Origin of the sequence: uncultured Caulobacter sp. (assembly GCF_937900395.1) — a bacterium.
Lineage (GTDB): Bacteria > Pseudomonadota > Alphaproteobacteria > Caulobacterales > Caulobacteraceae > Caulobacter.
Genome location: NZ_CALCDX010000213.1, coordinates 1 through 20,856, shown reverse-complemented (window position 1 = coordinate 20,856; position 20,856 = coordinate 1). Strand labels below are relative to the sequence as shown.

The 20,856-nt window shown below is 67.8% G+C and carries 26 protein-coding genes; 15 read left to right on the top strand and 11 right to left on the bottom strand.

Annotation, left to right across the window (positions count from 1 at the left end):
• Positions 1 to 106: 106 nt before the first annotated feature.
• Entirely contained in the window at positions 107 to 583 is a 477-nt protein-coding gene (gene bfr / locus Q0379_RS18530; protein WP_299015015.1) for a bacterioferritin, read from the bottom strand.
• Positions 584 to 595: 12 nt separating this feature from the next.
• A complete protein-coding gene (locus Q0379_RS18525) occupies positions 596 to 1,096 on the bottom strand; it encodes a ferritin-like domain-containing protein (RefSeq protein WP_299015012.1) in 501 nt (166 codons plus the stop codon).
• Between the two features lie 108 nt (positions 1,097 to 1,204).
• Here Q0379_RS18525 and mdh point away from each other — a divergent pair, with 108 nt between their 5' ends.
• Positions 1,205 to 2,167: a malate dehydrogenase gene (mdh, locus tag Q0379_RS18520; RefSeq protein ID WP_299015008.1), complete on the top strand. Its 963-nt coding sequence runs from the start codon at positions 1,205 to 1,207 to the stop codon at positions 2,165 to 2,167.
• A gap of 64 nt (positions 2,168 to 2,231) precedes the next feature.
• Here the strand turns inward: mdh and Q0379_RS18515 are convergent, their stop codons facing one another.
• A complete protein-coding gene (locus Q0379_RS18515; RefSeq protein WP_299015005.1) occupies positions 2,232 to 2,666 on the bottom strand; it encodes a CBS domain-containing protein in 435 nt (144 codons plus the stop codon).
• Positions 2,667 to 2,782: 116 nt separating this feature from the next.
• Between Q0379_RS18515 and Q0379_RS18510 the strand changes: the two genes are divergently transcribed.
• The 6 genes from Q0379_RS18510 (at position 2,783) to Q0379_RS18485 (ending at position 8,021) form a co-directional block, all read left to right on the top strand.
• Positions 2,783 to 3,289, top strand: coding sequence for a DUF1993 family protein (locus Q0379_RS18510; RefSeq protein WP_299015002.1), 507 nt, complete (start codon positions 2,783 to 2,785; stop codon positions 3,287 to 3,289).
• A 350-nt stretch (positions 3,290 to 3,639) separates the two neighbouring features.
• Positions 3,640 to 5,166: a signal recognition particle protein gene (ffh, locus tag Q0379_RS18505; protein ID WP_299014999.1), complete on the top strand. Its 1,527-nt coding sequence runs from the start codon at positions 3,640 to 3,642 to the stop codon at positions 5,164 to 5,166.
• A 24-nt stretch (positions 5,167 to 5,190) separates the two neighbouring features.
• Positions 5,191 to 5,682: a 30S ribosomal protein S16 gene (gene rpsP / locus Q0379_RS18500; protein ID WP_299014996.1), complete on the top strand. Its 492-nt coding sequence runs from the start codon at positions 5,191 to 5,193 to the stop codon at positions 5,680 to 5,682.
• A gap of 56 nt (positions 5,683 to 5,738) precedes the next feature.
• A complete protein-coding gene (gene rimM, locus Q0379_RS18495; protein WP_299014994.1) occupies positions 5,739 to 6,305 on the top strand; it encodes a ribosome maturation factor RimM in 567 nt (188 codons plus the stop codon).
• Positions 6,306 to 6,325: 20 nt separating this feature from the next.
• Positions 6,326 to 6,913 (top strand): NUDIX hydrolase, encoded by a 588-nt coding sequence (locus Q0379_RS18490; protein ID WP_299014991.1) that lies wholly within the window; start codon positions 6,326 to 6,328, stop codon positions 6,911 to 6,913.
• A 58-nt stretch (positions 6,914 to 6,971) separates the two neighbouring features.
• Positions 6,972 to 8,021 (top strand): S41 family peptidase, encoded by a 1,050-nt coding sequence (locus tag Q0379_RS18485; protein WP_299014988.1) that lies wholly within the window; start codon positions 6,972 to 6,974, stop codon positions 8,019 to 8,021.
• On the opposite strand, the gene Q0379_RS18480 is transcribed toward Q0379_RS18485, so the two are convergent.
• Positions 8,022 to 8,876, bottom strand: coding sequence for an acyl-CoA thioesterase II (locus Q0379_RS18480; protein WP_299014986.1), 855 nt, complete (start codon positions 8,874 to 8,876; stop codon positions 8,022 to 8,024).
• An 81-nt stretch (positions 8,877 to 8,957) separates the two neighbouring features.
• Here Q0379_RS18480 and Q0379_RS18475 point away from each other — a divergent pair, with 81 nt between their 5' ends.
• Positions 8,958 to 9,872, top strand: a complete 915-nt coding sequence (locus tag Q0379_RS18475; RefSeq protein WP_299014984.1) for a histone deacetylase — start codon at positions 8,958 to 8,960, stop codon at positions 9,870 to 9,872.
• Positions 9,873 to 9,943: 71 nt separating this feature from the next.
• On the opposite strand, the gene Q0379_RS18470 is transcribed toward Q0379_RS18475, so the two are convergent.
• From Q0379_RS18470 to Q0379_RS18455, 4 genes are all read right to left on the bottom strand, one after another.
• Entirely contained in the window at positions 9,944 to 10,042 is a 99-nt protein-coding gene (locus tag Q0379_RS18470) for a hypothetical protein (protein WP_099537226.1), read from the bottom strand.
• 135 nt (positions 10,043 to 10,177) lie between these two features.
• A complete protein-coding gene (locus tag Q0379_RS18465) occupies positions 10,178 to 10,423 on the bottom strand; it encodes a DUF2256 domain-containing protein (protein WP_299014980.1) in 246 nt (81 codons plus the stop codon).
• The gene (locus Q0379_RS18460; RefSeq protein ID WP_299014977.1) at positions 10,345 to 10,770 is read right to left on the bottom strand and encodes a PaaI family thioesterase; all 426 of its coding nucleotides are present in this window, start codon (positions 10,768 to 10,770) and stop codon (positions 10,345 to 10,347) included. The genes Q0379_RS18465 and Q0379_RS18460 overlap by 79 nt, the downstream gene beginning before the upstream one ends.
• Positions 10,767 to 11,267: a PaaI family thioesterase gene (locus Q0379_RS18455; RefSeq protein ID WP_299014974.1), complete on the bottom strand. Its 501-nt coding sequence runs from the start codon at positions 11,265 to 11,267 to the stop codon at positions 10,767 to 10,769. The genes Q0379_RS18460 and Q0379_RS18455 overlap by 4 nt, the downstream gene beginning before the upstream one ends.
• Positions 11,268 to 11,307: 40 nt before the next feature.
• Between Q0379_RS18455 and Q0379_RS18450 the strand changes: the two genes are divergently transcribed.
• Complete coding sequence (locus Q0379_RS18450) at positions 11,308 to 12,336, top strand: ligase-associated DNA damage response exonuclease (protein ID WP_299014971.1); 1,029 nt, start codon at positions 11,308 to 11,310, stop codon at positions 12,334 to 12,336.
• Here Q0379_RS18450 and Q0379_RS18445 read toward each other — a convergent pair.
• Positions 12,312 to 13,484, bottom strand: a complete 1,173-nt coding sequence (locus Q0379_RS18445; RefSeq protein ID WP_299014968.1) for a citrate synthase family protein — start codon at positions 13,482 to 13,484, stop codon at positions 12,312 to 12,314. The two genes, Q0379_RS18450 and Q0379_RS18445, sit on opposite strands and share 25 nt — an antisense overlap.
• A 74-nt stretch (positions 13,485 to 13,558) precedes the next feature.
• Between Q0379_RS18445 and Q0379_RS18440 the strand changes: the two genes are divergently transcribed.
• The 5 genes from Q0379_RS18440 to queG all read left to right on the top strand — a co-directional run bounded on the left by Q0379_RS18440 (position 13,559) and on the right by queG (position 19,015).
• Entirely contained in the window at positions 13,559 to 14,644 is a 1,086-nt protein-coding gene (locus Q0379_RS18440) for a citrate synthase/methylcitrate synthase (protein WP_299014965.1), read from the top strand.
• 56 nt (positions 14,645 to 14,700) lie between these two features.
• A complete protein-coding gene (locus Q0379_RS18435) occupies positions 14,701 to 15,630 on the top strand; it encodes a cation diffusion facilitator family transporter (RefSeq protein WP_299014961.1) in 930 nt (309 codons plus the stop codon).
• A 31-nt stretch (positions 15,631 to 15,661) separates the two neighbouring features.
• Entirely contained in the window at positions 15,662 to 17,119 is a 1,458-nt protein-coding gene (rfaE1, locus tag Q0379_RS18430; RefSeq protein WP_299014956.1) for a D-glycero-beta-D-manno-heptose-7-phosphate kinase, read from the top strand.
• A 110-nt stretch (positions 17,120 to 17,229) separates the two neighbouring features.
• The gene (gene fzlA / locus Q0379_RS18425) at positions 17,230 to 17,916 is read left to right on the top strand and encodes an FtsZ-binding protein FzlA (protein ID WP_299014953.1); all 687 of its coding nucleotides are present in this window, start codon (positions 17,230 to 17,232) and stop codon (positions 17,914 to 17,916) included.
• Complete coding sequence (gene queG, locus Q0379_RS18420; RefSeq protein WP_299014950.1) at positions 17,897 to 19,015, top strand: tRNA epoxyqueuosine(34) reductase QueG; 1,119 nt, start codon at positions 17,897 to 17,899, stop codon at positions 19,013 to 19,015. The genes fzlA and queG overlap by 20 nt, the downstream gene beginning before the upstream one ends.
• On the opposite strand, the gene Q0379_RS18415 is transcribed toward queG, so the two are convergent.
• A complete protein-coding gene (locus tag Q0379_RS18415) occupies positions 19,012 to 19,887 on the bottom strand; it encodes a UTP--glucose-1-phosphate uridylyltransferase (protein WP_299014948.1) in 876 nt (291 codons plus the stop codon). The two genes, queG and Q0379_RS18415, sit on opposite strands and share 4 nt — an antisense overlap.
• A gap of 152 nt (positions 19,888 to 20,039) precedes the next feature.
• On the opposite strand from Q0379_RS18415, the gene Q0379_RS18410 reads away from it, so the two are divergent.
• A complete protein-coding gene (locus Q0379_RS18410) occupies positions 20,040 to 20,537 on the top strand; it encodes an FKBP-type peptidyl-prolyl cis-trans isomerase (RefSeq protein WP_299014946.1) in 498 nt (165 codons plus the stop codon).
• Between the two features lie 3 nt (positions 20,538 to 20,540).
• On the opposite strand, the gene Q0379_RS18405 is transcribed toward Q0379_RS18410, so the two are convergent.
• A partial coding sequence (locus Q0379_RS18405; RefSeq protein WP_299014944.1) for an ACT domain-containing protein occupies positions 20,541 to 20,856 on the bottom strand: 316 nt, incomplete at its 5' end.

The window sequence follows — 20,856 nt, the reverse complement described above, 5'->3', positions numbered from 1 at the left end:
GTTCGCAACAACTTGACACAGCAGAAGACCGGGCTGGCGCGGCTGGGGTGGGGCGAGCAAAAAAAATGGGCCCGAAGGCCCATGGCATGCAGCACCGCGAGGGTGCTTATTCGTGTTCGCCCATCTGCGACTGCAGGTAGTTCTCCAGGCCGACTTTCTGGATCAGGCCCAGCTGGGTTTCCAAGTAGTCGATGTGCTCTTCTTCCGACTCCAGGATGTCCTTCAGCAGGTCGCGGCTGACGTAGTCGTGCACCTGCTCGCAATGCACGATGGCTTCGCGCAGGTCCTTGGTCGCCTTCAGCTCCAGGTTCAGGTCGCACTGCAGCATTTCCTGGGTGTTCTCGCCGATCAGCAGCTTGCCGAGGTTCTGCAGGTTGGGCAGGCCTTCGAGGAAGAGCACGCGCTCGATCAGCTCGTCAGCTTCCTTCATGACGCGGATCGACTGCTTGTACTGGTAGTCGTTGAGCTTTTCCAGACCCCAGTTGCGGAACATGCGGGCATGCAGGAAATACTGGTTGATTGCCGTCAGCTCGTTCTTCAGCACCTTGTTGAGGGCTTCGATAACCTTCTTGTCGCCTTTCATCGTCGCCGCTCCTTAAACCGGGGTCGAGCCCATCTGGCTCTGCTGGTAGTTTTCCAGGCCGACCATTTCGATCAGCTTGAGCTGCTTTTCCAGGAAGTAGGCGTGATCCATCTCGGTGTCGTCGAGCTGCACCACCAGCATCTCGCGGGTGACGTAGTCCTGGGCCTTCTCGCAGGCGGCGATGGCCTTCTTCAGCTCGCCATCGACCTTGTATTCGACGGCGAGGTCGGATTTCAGCATGTCCGGCACGGTCTTGCCGAACACGACGTGGAAGGCGATCAGCGGATCGACCGGCGCGGACATAAGGCCGCAGGCCTTCGCGAATTCTTCCGACGAGAACAGCGAAAAGCGCGGACCGTAAAGCGCCGTATACAGCGCCACGTCCCCCGCCGTGACGGTCCGAGGCGTGGCGTGGACCAGCCTTTGGCCCAGCTTGAAGTCCTCGAAGAAGTTGCCTGGATCAGTTTTCGTCGTCACGGCTTTCGCACCCTGCTCTGAATTATCATTGTTCATGCATCTTTGCCGCAGTGCAGCGAAACGGGAAAGGGGGCTTGAGGCCAGGCTCCGACAGGTCTAGACCGCGCGCGACATTTCACTGTCCACAGCCTTGATGGAGACCCCATGGCTCGCGCGAAGATCGCCCTTATCGGCGCCGGCATGATCGGCGGCACCCTGGCCCACATCGCCGCTCGCGAAGAGCTGGGCGACGTGATCCTGTTCGACATCGCCGAAGGCACCCCGCAGGGTAAGGCCCTCGACATCGCCGAAGCCTCGGCCGTGTTCGGCAAGGACGTTGCCCTGAAGGGCGCCAACGACTACGCCGACATCGCCGGCGCCGACGTCTGCATCGTGACCGCCGGCGTGCCGCGCAAGCCGGGCATGAGCCGCGACGACCTGCTGGGCATCAACCTGAAGGTCATGAAGGCCGTCGGCGAAGGCATCAAGGCCCACGCCCCGAACGCCTTCGTCATCTGCATCACCAACCCGCTGGACGCGATGGTCTGGGCTCTGCAGCAGTTCTCGGGCCTGCCGAAGGAAAAGGTCATCGGCATGGCCGGCGTCCTCGACTCGGCCCGCTTCGCCTACTTCCTGGCTGAAGCCACCGGCGTCTCGGTCGAAGACATCCACGCCTGGACCCTGGGCGGCCACGGCGACGACATGGTCCCGATGGTCCGTCACTCGACCGTCGGCGGCCTGCCGCTGCCGGAACTGGTCAAGCAAGGCTGGCTGACCCAAGAGAAGCTGGACGCCATCGTCGACCGCACCCGCAAGGGCGGCGGCGAGATCGTCGCCCTGCTGAAGACCGGCTCGGCCTTCTACGCTCCGGCCGAGAGCGCCATCGCCATGGCGACCTCGTACCTGAAGGACAAGAAGCGCGTCCTGCCATGCGCCACCTACCTGACCGGCCAGTACGGCCTGAAGGACCTCTATGTCGGCGTTCCGGTCGTGATCGGCGCCGGCGGCGCCGAGAAGATCGTCGAGTTCGAAACCAACGACGCGGAAAAGGCGATGTTCGCCAAATCCGTCGAGTCGGTGAAGGGCCTGATGGAAGCCTGCAAGGCCATCGACAGCTCGCTGGTCTAAGGCCGGTCGCTTAGGCGAATAAGGAAAGGGCGGCTCCTCGCGGGGCCGCCCTTTTTGCTGGGCGCTAGTGCGTCGCCGCGTCGCCCGGCTCCTGGGAGATCTCCTCCAGCGTCTTGCCGACCTGCTTGGCGCCGTAGTCCTTGGCCACGTCGCCCAGCGAGAGGATGCCGCTGAGCGCGCCGGCGTCGTTCAGCACGACCAGTCGGCGGACCTGATGGTTGGCCATCTTGGCGGTCGCGTCGGCGAGGATGTCGTCCTCCTTCACGCTCAGCACCTCGCCATCGGACATCACGTCCGAGACGGCGCTGTCGAAGCTGCGGCCCTCGGCGACGACCCGCAGGACGATGTCGCGATCGGTGACCAGGCCGACGACCTTGCCGTCGTCGACCACTGGCACCACACCGCTGTCGACCTTGGCCATCGTCTCAGCGACCTGTCGGATCGTGTCGGTGGGGCGGGCGATCGAGACCTGGCTGGTCATTGCGTCGCTGACTTTCATGGGTGACCTCGTCGGTTGGAATTCGAGGTCTAAAACCCACAGCTTCCGCCAACCGTTCCGCTTCCGGTCGCCAGGGGCGGGCCCTATCTAGGCGCATCGCACCACCGGAGCTTCCCATGTCGATCTCGATCCACCAGGCCAGCGCGCCCGTGTTCATCCAGGGGCTCAAGGGCCTGAAAGGCGTCCTGACCAAGGCTGCCGCCCACGTCGAGACCAAAGGATGGGATCCGGACGCCCTGCTGAAGGCCCGGCTCTACCCCGACATGTTCCCGCTGATCCGCCAGGTGCAGATCGCCACCGACTTCGCCAAGGGCTGCTGCGCGCGCCTGGCCGGCCAAGAGGTTCCGGCCTGGGACGACGTCGAAACCAGCTTCGCCGAGCTGATCGCCCGCATCGACCGCGCCATCGCCTATGTCGAAGGTCTGGACCCGACAGCGTTCGAGGGCGCCGAGGATCGCGACATCACCCTGACCCGTCGCGGCGAGACCAGCGTGGTCAAGGGCCTGGCCTATTTCCAGGGTCAGGCCCAGCCGAACTTCTTCTTCCACCTGACCACGGCCTACGCCATCCTGCGCCACAATGGCGTCGAGGTCGGCAAGCGCGACTTCCTCGGGATGGCCTGATCCTTCCTCCGGCCGACCTCCCCGGCGAATGCCGGGGTCCAGATGGAAAAGCGCTCAGGCGGGTTCCTTTAACTCAGAACTCTTCCAATCAGTCCAAGCGCCTGGGATCTGGGTCCCGGCATTCGCCGGGAAGGTCGGATTTGATAGTCATTGCTGACTGACTTTTGACTCCTCGCCCTTTTCTGTGCATAAGCCCCGGCTTCCGGCGCTTTATCAGCAGCGCCTCCACCGTCACGACCCCGGCCTGGTAGCCCAGGATCCATCCGGACGAGGACGGCGAGGACCCCCGTCGACGTGATCGTCCACGGGGGCTGATGGCGTTTGGAGCTTGGAATTTAACAGGGTTCGACATGTTCGACGGCCTTACAGAGCGACTTTCCGGCGTCTTCGAACGCCTCGGCGGTCGCGGCGTGCTGTCCGAGAAGGACATCGACGAGGCGCTGCGCGAGGTCCGCGTCGCCCTGCTCGAGGCCGACGTCGCCCTGCCGGTCGTCAAGGACTTCATCAGCAAGGCCAAGGAGCTGGCCTCGGGCGAGGCGGTCATCCGCTCGGTCAAGCCGGCCGACCAGGTGGTGAAGATCGTCTATGACGGCCTGGTCGACATGCTGGGCGGCGACGTTCCGACCGGCCTGAACCTGGCGCTGAACCCGCCTAGCATCATCCTGATGGCCGGCCTGCAAGGCTCGGGCAAGACGACGACCACCGGCAAGCTCGCGCTGCGTCTGAACAAGACCGAACGCAAGAAGGTGCTGGTCGCCTCGCTCGACACCCGCCGCCCGGCCGCCATGGAGCAGCTGGCGCTGCTGGCCCAGCAGGTCGGGGTCGAGAGCCTGCCGATCGTCGCCGGCCAGAGCGCCGTGGACATCGCCAAGCGCGCCGTCACGGCCGCCAAGCTGGGCGGCTATGACGTCCTGATCCTCGACACCGCCGGCCGCACCACGCTGGACGAGGCGATGATGAGCGAGGCGGCCGAGGTCGCCAGGATCGCCAATCCGTCCGAGACCATCTTGGTCGCCGACAGCCTGACCGGCCAGGACGCCGTCCGCACGGCCAAGGCGTTCCACGAGCGCCTGCCGCTGACCGGCCTGATCCTGACCCGCGCCGACGGCGACGGCCGCGGCGGCGCGGCCCTGTCGATGCGCCACGTCACCGGCCTGCCGATCAAGTTCCTCGGCGCCGGCGAGAAGATCGACCAGCTGGACGTGTTCGACGCCCGCCGCGTCGCCGGCCGGATCCTGGGCCAGGGCGACGTCGTGGCGCTGGTGGAGAAGGCCGCGGCCGACCTCGACCACGCCGAGGCCGAGCGCATGGCCAAGAAGCTGGCCAAGGGCAAGTTCGACCTCGACGACCTGTCGGCGCAGCTGAAGCAGATGCAGAAGCTGGGCGGCATGGAAGGCATCATGGGCCTGCTGCCCGGCGTCCAGAAGGTCAAGAAGCAGATCTCCGAGAGCGGGATCGACGACAGCATCTTCCGTCGCCAACAGGCGATCATCAGCTCGATGACCAAGGAAGAGCGCAAGAAGCCCGACATCCTGGCCGCCTCTCGCAAGCGCCGCATCGCGGCCGGCGCCGGGGTCGACGTGGCCGAGGTCAATCGCCTGCTCAAGCAGCACCGCCAGATGGCCGACATGTTCAAGGCCATGAGCAAGGACGGCGGCAAGGGCCTGGCCCGCATGGCCCAGATGATGGGCGGCGGCGACATGGCCCGTCTCAAGAACATGGGCGGCGGCAAACTTGCTTCCCCCGACACGAATGCAGCGGGGGGCCAAGGCCTCCCGGGGCTGCCCGGCCTGCCGGGTCTCGGGACTGGCGGCGACGCCAAGCCCAATCCTCTCTCCGGCCTGGGCCTGCCCGGCTTCAACCCGTTCAAGAAATAGAACTTTAGACCAAGGACTACCGAAATGCTGAAGATCCGTCTCGCCCGTGGCGGCGCCAAGAAGCGTCCGTACTACTCGATCGTCGTCGCCGACAGCCACTCGCCGCGCGATGGCCGCTTCATCGAGAAGGTCGGCACCTACAACCCGCTCCTCAAGAAGGACGACGCCAACCGCGTCACCCTGAAGGTCGAGTCGATCCAGGAGTGGCTCAAGAAGGGCGCTCAGCCGACCGACCGCGTCGCCCGCTTCCTGGCCGCCCAAGGCCTGACCACCTGGACCGCCGGCAACAACCCGCAAAAGGCTCAGCCGGGCAAGAAGGCGCAAGAGCGTCTGGCCGAACGCGCCCAGCGCGAAGAAGAGCGCAAGCAAGCCGAAGCCGACGCCAAGGCCGCCGCTGAAGCCGCCGCCGCCGAAGCCGCCGCGGCTCCGGCCGTGGAGGAGGCTCCGGCTGAAGAGGCTCCGGCCGCCGAAGCTCCGGCTGCCGAAGCCCCGGCCGAAGAAGCCGCCGAAGGCTAATCAGGGTTCTTGCGCCGCCGTTTCTTCGGAGACGGCGGCGCGACTCTGTCTGGACGATGGCCGCCTCCAACGACGATCCGCTCATCCTGGTCGGCCGCGTGGCCGGCGGCTTTGGCGTGCGCGGCGAGGTGCGGATCTCGACCTATACCGAAGACCCGATGAGCATCGCGGCCTTCAAGATGCTGAAGCGCCAGGATGGCTCGCCCGCCCTGACCATCGCCTCGGCGCGCAAGACCAAGGACGGCGTCATCTGCCGTTGCCCGGGCGTCGAGACCAAGGAAGCCGCCGACGCCCTGCGCGGGCTTCGTCTCTATGTCCTCCGCTCGGCGCTGCCCGAGCCCGACGAGGACGAGTTCTACCTGACCGACCTGGTCGGCCTTAGTGTCCGCCACATCCAGACCGACGTCCTGCTGGGCCGCGTGAAGAGCGTCCAGAACTTCGGCGCCGGCGACATTCTCGAGATCACCCCGGATCTGGGCGGCCCGACCTGGTACCTGCCGTTCACGCGGGCGGCCGTGCCCGAGGTGAAAATCAGCGAAGGCCTGATCCTGGCCGATCCGCCCGCCCTGGTGGGCGAACAAGAAGGCCCGTCCGAAGACGAAGAGCTGGGCGACCGCGACTGATTTTCCGAGAGGACCGGACTATGTCGGACGGAAAATGGCGGGTCACCGCTTCTCGACACATCCACAAGGACCGTTGGATCAGCGTCCGCGCGGACGATTGCGTCACCGACGAGGGCGCGGTGATCGCGCCTTATTACGTCCTGGAATATCCCGACTGGGTCGAGGTGGTCGCGCTGGACGCCGACAACAACGTCCTGCTGGTCAAGCAGTACCGCCACGCCTTGGGGGACATCTCGATCGAGCTGCCCGCGGGCGGCATGGACCCTGGCGAGACCGATCCGGTCGAGGCTGGCCGGCGCGAGCTGCTGGAGGAAGCCGGTTGCGCCGGAACGCTCAGCCTCGTGGGCGAGACCCGTCCCAACGCCGGCACCCATACGAACCGCACCCACATCATCCTGGCGCGCGATGTCGTGAAGGTCGCCGAGCCTCAGGACGAGCCCAGCGAGCGGATCGAAAGCGTCTGGGTCCCGCTCGCCGAGGCGATCCGGATGGCGCTGGCCGGCGAGATTACCGTGGGGATGCAGGCGGCCTCGCTGCTGCGCGGCCTCGCGGCGGCAGGCGTGGCGAAGATCGCGCCAGATGACAAGCAGGTCATGACGCAGCCTTAACTGGCGCGCGCGCCGGTCCGATGCGACTTCCCTCCGCGAGCTTTGTCGAGGGGACTCCATGCGCATCCTGCCGATCACGGCCCTGGCCATCGCCCTCGCCTTGGCCTCGCCGGCCTCCGCTGATGAAACCCTGAGCGCCAAGAACGCCGGACAGGTGGTCGATGCGCTGATCGCCGACTTGAACGGCTATTTCGATCCGGCCAGGGCGGCCGAGGTCCAAAAGGCGCTGCACGCGCAGCGCGGCGCCTTGATCCAGATTCACGATCGCGCGGCCCTGGCCGAGGCGCTGAGCGCGATCACCCTGAAGGTCTCCGGCGATCAACATCTGAAGGTCTCGGTGGCCACCCGCGACGCCAAGGTCGCCCAGGTCAGCGACGCCGAGCTGGCGTTGATCGACCAGCGCATCGCCTATGGCCTGATGGCCATCCGCCGCCTGCCGGGAAATATCGGCTATCTGAAGCTCCGCTATTTTGAGCAGGGACCCGAGGGCGCCCGGTTGATCGACGCGGCCATGGGCCTGCTGCAATATTCCGACGCCCTGATCATCGATCTTCGCGAGAACACCGGCGGGGGCGGCGCCTCCGACGCCCGATTGCTGGGGCATCTCTCCCGCACGCCGCTGGTCATGGCTCAGCTGCATTGGCGCACGCCCGACGGCAAGGCGGAGATCGAGCAGCGAAAGGTCGACACGCCGAAAACGGGTCCGCTCTATGCCGACAAGCCGATCTTCGTGCTGACCGGAAGCCGCACCTTCTCGGCGGCCGAGGGCTTCGCCTACGACATCCAGGCCAACAAGCGCGGCCTGTTGATCGGAACGCGGACGCGCGGCGGCGGCAATCCATCCAACCGTCCGGCCCCGCCGCTTGGCTTCGGGCTGACGGTCTTCGTGCCCAACGGCCAGGCGATCCATCCGCTGACCGGCAAGGGCTGGGACGGCGTGGGGGTTCAGCCCGACGTCGAGACGCCGCTGGAGGGCGCTCTGACCGAAGCCTATCGTCGCGCTCTGGCGGCGGCTAAGCCGCTGGTCTCGACGCCAAAGTCTGAGCGGGAGCGCGCCGACGCGATCGCTGATCCGGCGGCGGCGCTACTGGCGGACCAGAAGCTCTAGCTACTTCCGCACCCGCATCAGGCACTCCTGGGCCACCGAGGCCAGGAGCTTGCCGTCCTTGCTGAACATCTGGCCGCGCACCAGGCCGCGCCCTTGCGAGGCGCTAGGGCTGTCCTGGGCGAACAGGGTCCAGTCGTTGAAGTCAAACGGATGGTGGAACCACATGGCGTGGTCAAGGCTGGCGCCCTGGAGACCCGGCGTCGTCCAGATCAGGCCGTGCGGACGAAGGGCGCTTTCCATGAACGCCATGTCGGACGCGTAGGCCAGCGCCGCCTGCTGCATCTTAATGTCATCGCCGAGCGGCGCTTTGGCCCGCATCCAGACGTTCTTGGTCCCCGATTTCTGGACCGGCGCGACCGGGTTCTGGGGATCTTCCCAGCGCACGTCCACGGGGCGCGGCTTCTTGGCGTGGGCCAGCATCTTGGGGTGGATCTGGTCGCCCAGGCTCTCCAGGAATTCGACCTCGGTCATCAGGGTCTCGGGATCGGGCGCGTCCGGCATCTCCGACTGGTGCTCGAAGCCGTCTTCCGGGGTCTGGAACGAGGCCGCCAGGTTGAAGATCTGCTCGCCATGCTGGATCGCCGCGACCCGGCGGGTCGTGAAGGTGCCGCCGTCGCGGGCGCGCTCGACGTCGTAGAGCACCGGCGCGTTCACATCGCCCGGGCGGATGAAATAGGCGTGCAGCGAGTGGCAGACGCGGTCCGGCACGGTGCGATAGGCCGCCAGCAGGGCCTGGGCGATGACCAGGCCGCCGAAGATGCGCGGAAAGCCGTCGTTGGGGCTGGTCCCGCGGAACAGGTTCACCTCGATCGGTTCGAGGTCGAGGATGTCGGCGAGGTTCTCGGTCGTCTGCATGGCGCAGTGCGATAAGCGCGCTTGTGCGCCGCCGCAAGTCGTCTCCTTGCGTCAGGCCGTCGCGGTGCCCATCGTCTGACGATGTCGCGAGCCCCGCCGATCGTTCACCATCCCGCCTTTCGCGCCGAGATGCCGGCGGGCCACCGCTTCCCGATGGACAAGTTCTCGCGTTTGGCCAATGTGCTGGAAGCCGAGGGCGTTCCGGGTCCCAGGGGCTTCGCGCGCCCTGAGCCGGCCGATGTCGAGACCCTACGGCTGGCCCACACCGAGGACTATGTCCGGGGCGTGATCGAGCTTTCCCTTACGCCTGACGTCGTGCGGCGGATCGGCATGCCCAACACCGAGAGCGTCGCGACGCGGGCGCGGGCCGCGACCGGCGGCACCCTGCTGGCGGCGCGCCTCGCCCTGCAGCACGGGATCGCCTGCAACACCGCCGGCGGCAGTCACCATGCCTCGGCCGAGAGCGGGGCGGGCTTCTGCGTCTTCAACGACGTGGCCGTGGCCGCGCGGCGGCTGCAGGCGGAGGGGGCGGTGGGTCAGGTGCTGGTCGTCGATCTCGACGTCCACCAGGGCGACGGCACGGCGCGGATCTTCGAGGGTGATCCCAGCGTCTTCACCTTCTCGATGCACGCCGAGAAGAACTTTCCGCACCGAAAGGCCGTGAGTGATCTCGACATCGAGCTCGCCGACGGAACCGACGATGAAGCCTATCTGGCGAAACTCGGGGAGATCCTGCCGGCGCTGCTTTCCAGCGTCCGGCCGGACATCGTCTTCTTCAACGCGGGGGTCGATCCCCATGCGGATGACAAGCTAGGCCGGCTGTCGCTGACCGACGAGGGTCTGGGGCGACGGGAGGCCTATGTCCTGGGCGCTTGTCTTGATCTTGAGATCCCCGTGGTCGGGGTCATCGGCGGCGGCTACGACGCGGATATCGATCGCCTGGCGGGCCGCCACGCCATCCTGCATCGGACGGCCAAGTCTCTGTATTCTCGGTAGTCTTCTAGATCGCCATTCCCGTCGGCGCGGCTCTCGAGAGAGCGGCCCGACGGAGGTTAAGCGGCGATCACTTACAGGCTCTGGGCGAGCGAGCCGGCGATGATGACGAGCGGCAGAACCGCGAGAACGAGCGAGGCGAGGCCGGAAACGGCGGTGGTCTTCATGGTCATGGTCTTGATCCCTTTCTTGCTCCGGCCGCCCCGTTGGCGTCCGGTGATCAGGGATATAGGCCCGCCCCTTGGCTACTGCACGTTACCTTTGCTTCATTACGCCGATTTTAAGAATGTTATCGCGCTCAATTCGCATTACATGGGTGTAATTTTACGTGAACGGCACGAATCGGAACAATATTTCACCGATTCCCAGTCCTTCGCCCACTTCTTCCGCCACGTGAACGGGCGGCTGCAGGTTAGGCAGGTCTTTGACGGCAGGTCGCTTTTGGCGACCGCCTTCCCGCCCTTCCGCGAAGGTTTCAAGCGCCGTCCTCGCTCGGCGCCACGAGGAAGAGGCCGCGCAGGGTGGCGATCGGGGCCGAGCGGGTCTCCTGCCACGCCTCGACGTGGACGTTGGCGATCCGTCGACCCAACTTTTTGATGCTGGCGCGGGCGTAGGTCGTCAGCGGGCGTCCGGAGCGCAGGTACTCGATCGAGACGTCGATCGTGCGCGGCTGGCGCTTCATCGGCGCGGCGGCCGAGAGTTGCGCCAGGGCCGTCATCTCCATGAAGGCGCCCAGAACGCCGCCGTGGATGGCCGGCAACATCGGATTGCCGACGATGTGCTGGGCGAAGGGCAGGATCGCCGTCATCTCGTCCCCGGCCAGCTCGGCGCGCACGCCCAGGAACCGCGCATAGGGGATGGACTCTAGCATCGAGACCAGACGGCTGTCGGCGTCGCTCATGGGTTGGCTCCCCCGGTCTGGGCGCGGCTGGCCCGCGATGGCTTGAGGTTGGCGCCCGGCTTCTTGCCGGCGCTGGAGTCGAGCATGAAGGTCGCCTGGGCGGTCGCCACCGGATCCTCCGGATCGCGGTCGTAGGCGACGGCGCGGACGAAGGCGACCGAGCGGGTCAGCTTGTAGCAATGGGCGCGCGCCAGGATGTCGAGGCCCGGCTCGGCCGACCGCATGTAGTCGATGCGCAGGTCCAGGGTGGCGATCGAGGTCCAGGCCTCCAGCGCGGCGTGCACCGCCTGCCCGCTGGCGTGGTCCAGCAGCGTCGTCACCACGCCGCCGGCGATCACGCCGGTCTCGGGGTCGCCGACGATCTCCGGACGGTAGGGGACCTTCAGCAAGGCCGTGGCCTCGCCGATCTCCAGCGTGGAGAAGCCCAGGGCCCGGGCCTGCGGGCTGCCTTCATTCATCGCCGTGGCGATCAGGCGGCTTTGTTCGTTGTCGCTCATGCCGTCTCCCTCAAGAGGGATAGGCTTAGCCCTTTAGGCGTTGTCATATCCAGCCGTGATCAAGCCCGAAGATCTTCTCTGTCCCCGGCCCGGCGGTCTCTACTGCCCGCCGGGGGACTTCTACATCGACCCGGTCTGCCCCGTGGACCGGGCGGTGATCACCCATGGGCATTCGGATCACGCCCGCGCCGGCCACGGCGTCGCGGTCGCCACGCCCGAGACCCTGGCGATCATGGCCGCCCGTTACGGCGAGGATTTCGCCGGCCGACGCGAGGTCGTCGCCTATGGCCAGACCTACGCCCGCGATGGCGTCGAGGTGACGTTGGTCCCGGCTGGCCACGTCCTGGGCTCGGCCCAGGCGGTGGTGCGCTGGAAGGGCCTGACCATGGTGGTCTCTGGCGACTACAAGCGCCGCCGCGACCCGACCTGCGCCCGTTTCGAGCCGGTTCCGTGCGACGTCTTCATCACCGAGGCCACCTTCGGCCTGCCAGTCTTCCGCCATCCGGACGACGCCGGCGAAATCCGCAGCCTGTTGGCCTCGGTCGAGCAGTTTCCGGAGCGCTGCCACATCGTCGGCGCCTATGCGCTGGGCAAGGCGCAGCGGGTCATTCGGCTGCTGCGCGAGGCGGGCTGGGACAAGACAATCTTCGTTCACGGCGCCCTGGAGCGGCTCAATGCGCTCTACGAGGCGCACGGCGTCGAACTCGGTCCTCTCGCGCCGGCGACCGCGTCGGGGCCCAAGGAGGCCTTCGCCGGCCAGATCATCATCGCCCCGCCCAGCGCCGTGGCCGACCGCTGGTCACGCCGCTTCCCCGACCCGGTCGACTGCTTCGCCTCGGGCTGGATGCGGGTGCGGGCCCGGGCTCGCCAGCGCGGCGTCGAGCTGCCGCTGATCCTGTCCGATCACGCCGACTGGGACGAGCTGACCGGCACGCTGTCGGAGCTTCGTCCGGGCGAGGTCTGGATCACCCACGGCCGCGAGGAGGCGCTGGAGCGCTGGTGCGAGCTGGAAGGATTGCCGGCGCGGGCGCTGCGGCTGGTCGGTTATGATGAGGAAGAGGGCGAATAGCCTTCCGGCGCCGGGCCGACGTAGCGCGCCCTGGGGCGGATCAGGCGGCCGCTCTGCAACTGTTCGATCGCGTGGGCGGTCCAGCCGGCGCTCCGGGCGGTCGCGAACAGGATGAAGGGGGCGTCCGCTGGGAGGCTCAACGCGCGCGCCAGGCTGACCAGGGCGAAGTCGATATTGGGCGACAGGCCAGTGGCCCGTTCGGTCGCGGCGCGCAGCTCGGCCAGAAGGGCGGGGGGCTCGAACGTCGCCAGCAACGCCGCGGCGCGAGGATCGCCATCCGGATAGAGCGGGTGGTCGAACCCGGGCATGGACGCGCCCCGCGACAGGCGCGCCGCCACGGCCTGGGCCGGATCGCTACGCTCGGCCTCCTCGACGAAGGCCTCGACCCGCGCGGCCATGCCGCCGTGCAAAGGGCCCGACAGCGCCGAGAGCCCGGCCAGGCAAGCGGCGGACAGGGAGGCGCCGGTCGAGGCCGCCACGCGCGCGGCGAAGGTCGAAGCGTTCAGTTCGTGATCGGCCAGAAGCACCAGGGCGCGCCGGATGAGATCCGCGCCTTGCGTGTCGAGGCCCCAAGCCGCGGCGAAGCGTAGGTGAGCGGGGCCCTCGCCAGCTTGGCCGGTCGCCGCATCGACGATCGCCTCCAGGAGGTCGGCGGCTTCCATGGCCAAGGCCAGGGGCGCGCGACCTCGGGCCGGCGGCTCTCGGCCCGCTCTTGTCGCCAAGGTCAGGAACAGACGCTGGCGCGCGGTGTCGCCGATCAGCGGCTCCGCCTGACGGGCGGCCTTCAAGGCGACCCCATGTCCCCGCCGCAGCAGACGAGCGACGTTCTCCAGCGTCAGGCCCTGTTCGGCGAGCTGGACGGCGTCGCGGCCGCGGTACCAGAGCTTCCCGCCGGCCACAGTGGTGATCGCCGAGGGCAGGACGGGTTCACCCCAGGCGATGGCCTCGGCGGCGACGTCGGCCGCGCGGCGACCGCGCGCCTTCTTCTGGGCGAGGGCGGCGACATCGGAGGCGCGATAGAGGCTGCGACGGGGGTCTTGCGGATGAGCCGTGGCCTCGATCCGGCCCCGGCTCACATAGGCGTAGAGCGTCTGCGGCCGGATCCCAAGCCGCTCAAGAGCCTGGTCTGCGTCCATCCAATCAGCCATATAGGTTGATTATATTGATCAAGATTGACAGTCAAGCTGTGCGAGCGCCCTTTCGCGATGAAAGGAGGCCGCACATGTCCGATGGTCTTGAGGGCGTCGTCGCCGCCCACACTGTCCTGTCCGATGTCGATGGCGCGCGAGGCCGCCTGGTGATCCGCGGCTACGCCGTCGAGGATCTCTCCGGGACCACGCGCTACGAGGACGTCGCGCACCTGCTGTTCGACGGCTTCTTTGAGGACGCGCCTAGCGACCTCGCCCCGGCGCTCGGCTCGGCCCGTGCTCGCGTCTTCGCCGAGGTCGCCGCTCTGGACGAGGCTCTCGCACGCCGTGATCCGGTCGAGGCCATGCGCGCCCTGCTGGCGCGCCTGCCGGACGGCGACGATCTGTCGACCGCCCTGCTGCTGATGGCCGCCCCCGCTGTCTTCACCCCCGCCGTGCTGCGCGTCGCGTCTGGGCAGAGCGCCGTCGCGCCTGACCCGTCCCTGTCCCACGCCGCTGACATCCTGAGGATGACCCGCGGCGCGCTGGTCACGGACGCCGAGGCCGCCGCGCTGGACGCCTACCTCGTCACGGTCTGCGATCACGGCCTGAACGCCTCGACCTTCGCGGCCCGTGTCGTCGCCTCTACGCGCGCCGGCCTGACCTCGGCGACGCTGGCGGGGCTTTCGGCCCTGAAGGGACCTCTGCATGGCGGCGCGCCCGGTCCGGTGATCGAGATGCTGGATGCGATCGGCGCGCCGGCCAACGCCCGGCCCTGGCTGGAAAAGGCCCTGGCGCGCGGCGACCGGCTGATGGGTTTCGGCCACCGCATCTACCGCGTCCGCGATCCGCGCGCCGACGCCCTTAAAGCCGCTGTGCGCAAGCTGGCCTCGGCTTCGGCCGCCCTGCCGGGCCGGCTGGCCTTCGCCGAGGCGGTCGAGCAAGCGGCGCTGGAGATCCTGCGCGAGCACAAGCCGGACCGGCCGCTGGACACCAATGTCGAGTTCTACACGGCGCTTCTGCTGGAGGCCTTGGGCCTGCCGCCGTCCAGTTTCACCTGCGTCTTCGCCATGGGCCGCGTCGCCGGCTGGATCGCCCACGCTCGCGAGCAACTGGCGGGCGGACGGCTGATCCGGCCGCAGTCGGTGTACGTCGGTCCCCAGCCGCGCATCGCCGCCTGAAGCGTCGCGAGTCGTTCGCGCTGGGGCAAAACGGGCCGCCTTGCTAAAAGGCGGCCATGTCGCTCTCCGCCGCCTCGCCTGAAGTCCGCGCCGCCACCCGCCGGGTCGCCCTGCTGTCCGTGGCGACGGCGTCGATCCTGATCGTGGTCAAGGCGATCGCCTGGGTGGCCAGCGGTTCGGTGGCGATCCTGGCGTCGCTGTCGGACTCCGCGCTCGACCTCGTGGCCTCGCTGATCACCGTCTACGCCGTGCGCTACGCCGCCGAGCCGCCGGACGCCGAGCACCGCTTTGGCCATGGCAAGGCCGAGGCCTTTTCCAGCCTGATGCAAGGCGGGCTGGTCTTCGCTTCCGGCGCGCTGATCGGACGCGAGGCGATCAACGCCCTGCTGCATCCCCGTCCCGTCGAGCATGGCTTGGCCGGTGTCGTGGTGATGCTGATCTCGATCGGCCTGACCCTGGCCCTGATCACCGCCCAGACTCGCGTCGTGAAGGCCAGCGGCTCTATCGCCATCTCCGGCGACCGCGCCCACTACGCGGCTGACCTCGCCTCGAACCTGGTCGCCCTGGTCGGTGTCGGCGCGGCCGCGTGGCTGGGGTTGCCCTGGCTGGACGCCGCCGCGGGCCTCGTGGTGGCGCTGTGGCTGATCTGGGGCGCGATTGGCGTGTTCCGCGAAGCCTCGGCCCAACTGATGGACCAGGAACTGCCCGAGGAGGAGCGCACCCGCATCGTCCAGCTGGCGACGGTCGATCCGCGCGTGCTGGGCGTCCACCAGCTGCGGACGCGCGCTTCTGGGCCTTACGTCCATATGCAGATGCATGCGGACCTGGCTTCCGATATCTCCTTGGCCGAAGCGCACACGATCATGGTCGCCGCCGAGAACCGACTGCTCGAAGCCTTCCCCTCGGCCGACATCATCATCCACCCAGACCCACGGGGCCTCGCCGAAAAGCACGGCGGCGTCTTCGCCGAGAGCGTCGAGGGTTGAGTTTTCGGGGCGGAGCGGTACGGAACTCCGCATGAACGACACCCTCGCCCATCTGCCCCGCGCCTTCGCCGGCAAGACCGTGCTGGTCCTGGGCGACGTGATGCTGGACCGTTTCGTCTATGGCGCGGTCGACCGCATCTCGCCCGAGGCGCCGGTGCCGGTGATCGCGGTCGAGAAGGAAACCGCCATGCTGGGCGGCGCGGGCAATGTCGCGCGCAACGTCGCGGCCCTGGGCGCCAAGGCCGTGCTGGTCGGGCTGGTCGGCCACGATGACGCCGCCGCGGCCCTGCGCGGGATGATCGACGCCGAGGCCGGCCTTGAGGCCGAGCTGATCGCCGACGCCGGCCGTCGCACGACCGAGAAGGTCCGCTATATTTCCGGATCGCACCAGATGCTGCGCGTGGATCGCGAGGACCGCGCGCCGGGGGACGTTGCGGCGTTGCTGGCGGCCTTCAAGGCCAGGCTGGCGAGCGCCGACGTCGTGGTGCTGTCCGACTACGCCAAGGGCGTGCTGACCGACGCTGTGGTGCGCGAGGCGATCGCCGCCGCCCGCGCCGCCGGCAAGCCGGTGATCGTCGATCCCAAGAGCCGCGACTTCGCCCGCTATGACGGCGCGACCCTGATCAAGCCCAACCGGAAGGAAGCCGCCGAGGCCACCGGAATCGTCGACAATAGCGACGAGGCTTCCGAAGAGGCCGGCGCGGCGATCCTCGCCATGGCCCCGACCTTGGAGGCGGCCCTGATCACCCGTGGCGGCGCCGGCATGACTCTGTCGGTGCGCGGCGAGGCGCCCGTCCATCTGCCGGCGACGGCGGTGGAGGTCTTCGACGTCTCCGGAGCGGGCGACACCGTGGCCGCCACCTTGGCCCTTGCGGTCGCGGCCGGCGCCAGCCTCGTCGAGGCCGCGCATCTGGCCAACCTCGCCGGCGGTCTGGTGGTCGCCAAGCTCGGCACCGACGTCGTCACGGCCACCGAGCTGACGGCCCGCGCGGGCTCCGAACAAGGCGAGCCTGGCGAGATCAAGATCGCCGACCTTTCCCAAGCCCGCGACATCGTCGAGGGCTGGCGGGCGCGGGGGCTGAAGGTCGGCTTCACCAACGGCTGCTTCGACCTGCTGCATCCCGGCCACGTTTCGCTGCTGTCCCAGGCCAAGGCCGCGTGCGACCGACTGATCGTCGGCCTCAACACCGACGCCTCGGTCTCCAAGCTGAAGGGCCCGACCCGGCCAGTGCAGAAGGAGCAGGGCCGCGCCACGGTGCTGGCCTCGCTGTCGTCTGTCGATCTGGTCGTGCTCTTCGACGAGGACACGCCGCTGGAACTGATCAAGGCGTTCAAGCCGGACGTGCTGGTCAAGGGCGCGGACTACACCGTCGAGACCGTGGTGGGCTCGGATGTCGTGCTGGGCTATGGCGGCAAGGTCTTGCTGGCCGAGCTCAAGCAGGGTCAGAGCACTACGGCCCTGATCGGGCGGATGAACGCGAAGGCCTGATCAAACCGCCGCGCAAAAGCCTGGTTTTCCTGAGTAATCGCGGTTCAGCAATCTCTTGTTAAGCAAAACGGCGCATCGCTCTTTCGATGCAGCCTGAGCGCACCTAAGGCATGAGCGTCGAACGCACCCTTCACCATTTCCCCCTGGATCCCGCCTCGCGACAGGTGCGTCTGGCGCTGGGCGAGAAGCGGCTGCCGTTCGTCGAGGTCCAGGTTCGCTACTGGGAAATGCCGCCTGAGTTCTCGGCGCTCAATCCCTCGGGCCTGCCGCCGGTGCTGGTCGAGACGCGCAACCAGCGCACCGTGACCGCCTGCGAGACCCGCGCCATCCTCGAGCATATCGAAGAGAACGAGCCGGAGCCGCCGCTGCTGGGCCGTGATCCGGCCGAGCGGGCCGAGGCGCGCCGCCTCCTGCAGTGGTTCGACCGCAAGTTCGACAACGAGGTCAACGGCTTCCTCCTGCACGAAAAGATGGAGAAGCGCCTGTTGCGGATGGGCGCGCCGGATCTCGCCGCGCTGCGCCAGGGCCGCGAGGCGCTGCGCATGCATTTGGGCTACATCGAAAGCCTGCTGCAGACCCGCGACTGGCTGGCCGGTCGCCGGATGAGTCTGGCCGACTTCGCCGCCGCGGCGCACCTGTCCGTCATCGACTATTTCGGCGACGTGCCGTGGAAGGACTTCCAGGCGGCCAAGACCTGGTACATGAAGCTGAAGTCGAGGCCGGCCTTCCGGCCCATCCTGGCCGATCGCTGGCCCGGCCTCGCGCCGGCCGCGCATTATGACGACCTCGACTTCTGAGCTGACCCCTAAAGCGATCAAGGACGAGATCCGCGCCGAGGCTCTCGCGCTGGGGTTCTCGACCTGCGGCTTCGCCGACGCGGCGGAGGCCTGGCCCAACGGAGAGTGGCTGCGCGAATTCGTCGAGGCCGACCGCCACGGCGCCATGGGTTGGATGGAGGAGACGCTTGAGCGGCGCTCGCATCCGACGGCCATGTGGACCGAGGCGAAGTCGGCCGTGGTGCTGGGCGTCAACTACGGTCCCGACATCGATCCGCTGGAGCAGTTGGCGCAAGCCGACCGCGCGGCGATCTCGGTATACGCCCAGGGCGACGACTATCACGACGTGATCAAGAAACGTCTGAAGGTGCTGGCCGGCTGGATGCATCGCCGGTTCGGCCAGGACGTGAAGGTGTTCGTCGACACGGCGCCGCTGATGGAGAAGCCGCTGGCCCAGCGGGCCGGGCTCGGCTGGCAGGGCAAGCACACCAACCTGGTGTCGCGCGAGTTCGGCTCGTGGCTGTTCCTGGGCAGCGTTCTGACCACTCTGGACCTGCCTCCAGACGCACCCGAGACGGATCACTGCGGCCGATGCAGCGCCTGCCTCGACATCTGCCCGACCAAGGCTTTCCCCGCGCCGCGTCAGCTGGATGCGCGTCGCTGCATCTCGTACCTGACCATCGAGCTTGCCGGGCCGGTCCCGACGGAGTTCCGGCCGGCCCTGGGCAACCGGATCTACGGCTGCGACGACTGCCTGGCGGTCTGTCCCTGGAACAAGTTCGCGTCGCTTTCCAGTGAGGCGAAGCTGCGAGCCCGCGAAGCCCTAAGCCAGCCGTCCCTGGCCGAACTCGCGGCGTTGGATGATGCCGAATTTCGGGCGCTGTTCTCGAAGAACCCGATCAAGCGGATCGGTCGCGACCGCTTCGTGCGCAACGTACTCTATGCGATCGGCAACAGCGGCGACGCCGGCTTGATGGCGGTGGTCCAGCCGTTGCTGGCCGATCCCGCGCCGATCGTACGCGGCGCGGCGGTCTGGGCCGCGCGCCGGCTCCTGGGAGACACGGCGGCGGCGCTGAGAGGGCGCGAGGACGACGAGGGCGTCCTCGCCGAATGGGCTTAAGCCTTCAGGGCCGCTTCCACCGCCGCGCGGGCGGCCGCGCCGAGGTCGGCGCGCTTGAGGGCCAGGGCGACGTTGGCGCGCAGCAGGCCGATCTTGTCGCCGCAATCATGGGTGACGCCGTCGTAGACATAGGCGTGGAAAGGCTGCTGCTGCATCAGCTTGGCCATCGAGTCCGTCAGCTGGATCTCGTTGCCCGCGCCCTTCTCCTGGCTGGCCAGCAGGCCGAAGATCTCGGGCTGTAGGATGTAGCGGCCGGCGATTGACCAGTTCGAGGGCGCCGTGCCTTGCGGCGGCTTTTCGACCATGCCGGTCATGGTGGCGACGCGGCCGTCGACCTTGCCCGGCGCGACGATGCCGTACTTGTGGGTCTCGCTGGCGGGGACTTCCTCGACGCCGATGACGTTGCCGCCGCCGACCTTGTTGTAGACCTCGATCAGCTGGTTCAGGGCCGAGGGTTCGGCGTCGACGATCACGTCGGGCAGCATGACCGCGAAGGGCTCGTCGCCGATGATGTCACGGGCGCACCACACGGCGTGGCCCAGCCCCAGCGGCGCCATCTGGCGCACGAAGCTCATCTCGCCCGGCTTGGGCAGTTCGGCGCGCAGCTGATCGAGGATGTCGGTCTTGCCCTTGGCTTCCAGCTGAGCTTCCAGCTCGACCTGATGGTCGAAATAGTCCTCGATCGCGCCCTTCGAGCGGCCGGTGACGAAGACGAAGTGCTCGATGCCGGCCTTGCGGCCTTCCTCGACGATGTAGGACAGGATCGGCCGGTCGACGACGTTCAGAAGCTCCTTCGGCGTGGTCTTCGTCCCAGGCAGGACGCGGGTGCCCAGGCCGGCGACGGGAAGGACGGCTTTACGAACGGGTTTCATGAGCGGCTCGTCTAATGTTGGGACGCCGTTTCTAGAAAAGCTGGCGACCGAAAGCCACCACTGTTCCGTGAAATCGTTTGGCGTAATGGGTCAGAGGTGGAATCCCGCGCTGTCCGTGCTAGCTGGACAGCCAGTTTCGTCCGAGGTCTTCCATGCTCCGTCGCGCCCTGCTCCTCACCCTCGTCGCCGCCGGCCTGACGCTTTCCGCCTGTGGTCCCAGCAAGAAGGCGCAGGAGAACCTCGCGGCCGCGGACGCCTTCATGGCCAAGAACGCCAAGGAGCCGGGCGTCGTCACCCTGCCGCAGGGCCTGCAGTATAAGGTGGTGCGCGAGGGGCCGCAGGGCGGCCTGCACCCCACGACCGCCGACGAGGTGAAGGTTCACTACGAAGGCAAGCTGCTGGACGGCACTGTATTCGACAGCAGCTACGAGCGCGGCGTGCCGGCGGTGTTCCCGCTGGACGGCTTGGTCCCGGCCTGGGTCATCGCCCTCCAGCGCATGAAGGCCGGCGACGAGTGGATCCTCTACGTGCCGCCGGCGCTGGGCTACGGCGCGCAAGACAAGGGGCCGATCCCCGGCAACAGCGTGATGATCTTCCGGATCGAGCTGCTGGACGTGAACCGGATCGGTCCCGGCAAACCTAAGGAATAAGGCCTAGACGGCGCGGGGCGGGTAACCGCTCTCGCGCAGGGCGTCCATGACCTCCTGGGTGTGCTGGGCGTCGCGGGTCTCGATCGTGATGTCGAACTCCGCGCCCTTGGCCGGGACGTCCAGCGCCAGGCGGTTGTGGTTCACCTCGATGATGTTGGCGCCCATCGCGCCGATCACGCTGGCCACGGTCGACAGCAGGCCTGGACGATCGTCGCCGATGATCCGCAGCGAGGCCAGGCGCTGGGCGCGCACCAGCTCACGCGTCAGGACCGAGGCGAGCAGGCGGGTGTCGATGTTGCCGCCGCACAGGATCAGGCCG

Coding starts and splice junctions, on each gene's coding strand:
- bfr (WP_299015015.1), bottom strand. CDS start 583: ATGAAAGGCGACAAGAAGGTTATCGAAGCCCTCAACAAGGTGCTGAAG.
- Q0379_RS18525 (WP_299015012.1), bottom strand. CDS start 1,096: ATGAACAATGATAATTCAGAGCAGGGTGCGAAAGCCGTGACGACGAAA.
- mdh (WP_299015008.1), top strand. CDS start 1,205: ATGGCTCGCGCGAAGATCGCCCTTATCGGCGCCGGCATGATCGGCGGC.
- Q0379_RS18515 (WP_299015005.1), bottom strand. CDS start 2,666: ATGAAAGTCAGCGACGCAATGACCAGCCAGGTCTCGATCGCCCGCCCC.
- Q0379_RS18510 (WP_299015002.1), top strand. CDS start 2,783: ATGTCGATCTCGATCCACCAGGCCAGCGCGCCCGTGTTCATCCAGGGG.
- ffh (WP_299014999.1), top strand. CDS start 3,640: ATGTTCGACGGCCTTACAGAGCGACTTTCCGGCGTCTTCGAACGCCTC.
- rpsP (WP_299014996.1), top strand. CDS start 5,191: ATGCTGAAGATCCGTCTCGCCCGTGGCGGCGCCAAGAAGCGTCCGTAC.
- rimM (WP_299014994.1), top strand. CDS start 5,739: ATGGCCGCCTCCAACGACGATCCGCTCATCCTGGTCGGCCGCGTGGCC.
- Q0379_RS18490 (WP_299014991.1), top strand. CDS start 6,326: ATGTCGGACGGAAAATGGCGGGTCACCGCTTCTCGACACATCCACAAG.
- Q0379_RS18485 (WP_299014988.1), top strand. CDS start 6,972: ATGCGCATCCTGCCGATCACGGCCCTGGCCATCGCCCTCGCCTTGGCC.
- Q0379_RS18480 (WP_299014986.1), bottom strand. CDS start 8,876: ATGCAGACGACCGAGAACCTCGCCGACATCCTCGACCTCGAACCGATC.
- Q0379_RS18475 (WP_299014984.1), top strand. CDS start 8,958: ATGTCGCGAGCCCCGCCGATCGTTCACCATCCCGCCTTTCGCGCCGAG.
- Q0379_RS18470 (WP_099537226.1), bottom strand. CDS start 10,042: ATGACCATGAAGACCACCGCCGTTTCCGGCCTCGCCTCGCTCGTTCTC.
- Q0379_RS18460 (WP_299014977.1), bottom strand. CDS start 10,770: ATGAGCGACGCCGACAGCCGTCTGGTCTCGATGCTAGAGTCCATCCCC.
- Q0379_RS18455 (WP_299014974.1), bottom strand. CDS start 11,267: ATGAGCGACAACGAACAAAGCCGCCTGATCGCCACGGCGATGAATGAA.
- Q0379_RS18445 (WP_299014968.1), bottom strand. CDS start 13,484: ATGGCTGATTGGATGGACGCAGACCAGGCTCTTGAGCGGCTTGGGATC.
- Q0379_RS18440 (WP_299014965.1), top strand. CDS start 13,559: ATGTCCGATGGTCTTGAGGGCGTCGTCGCCGCCCACACTGTCCTGTCC.
- Q0379_RS18435 (WP_299014961.1), top strand. CDS start 14,701: ATGTCGCTCTCCGCCGCCTCGCCTGAAGTCCGCGCCGCCACCCGCCGG.
- rfaE1 (WP_299014956.1), top strand. CDS start 15,662: ATGAACGACACCCTCGCCCATCTGCCCCGCGCCTTCGCCGGCAAGACC.
- fzlA (WP_299014953.1), top strand. CDS start 17,230: ATGAGCGTCGAACGCACCCTTCACCATTTCCCCCTGGATCCCGCCTCG.
- queG (WP_299014950.1), top strand. CDS start 17,897: ATGACGACCTCGACTTCTGAGCTGACCCCTAAAGCGATCAAGGACGAG.
- Q0379_RS18415 (WP_299014948.1), bottom strand. CDS start 19,887: ATGAAACCCGTTCGTAAAGCCGTCCTTCCCGTCGCCGGCCTGGGCACC.
- Q0379_RS18410 (WP_299014946.1), top strand. CDS start 20,040: ATGCTCCGTCGCGCCCTGCTCCTCACCCTCGTCGCCGCCGGCCTGACG.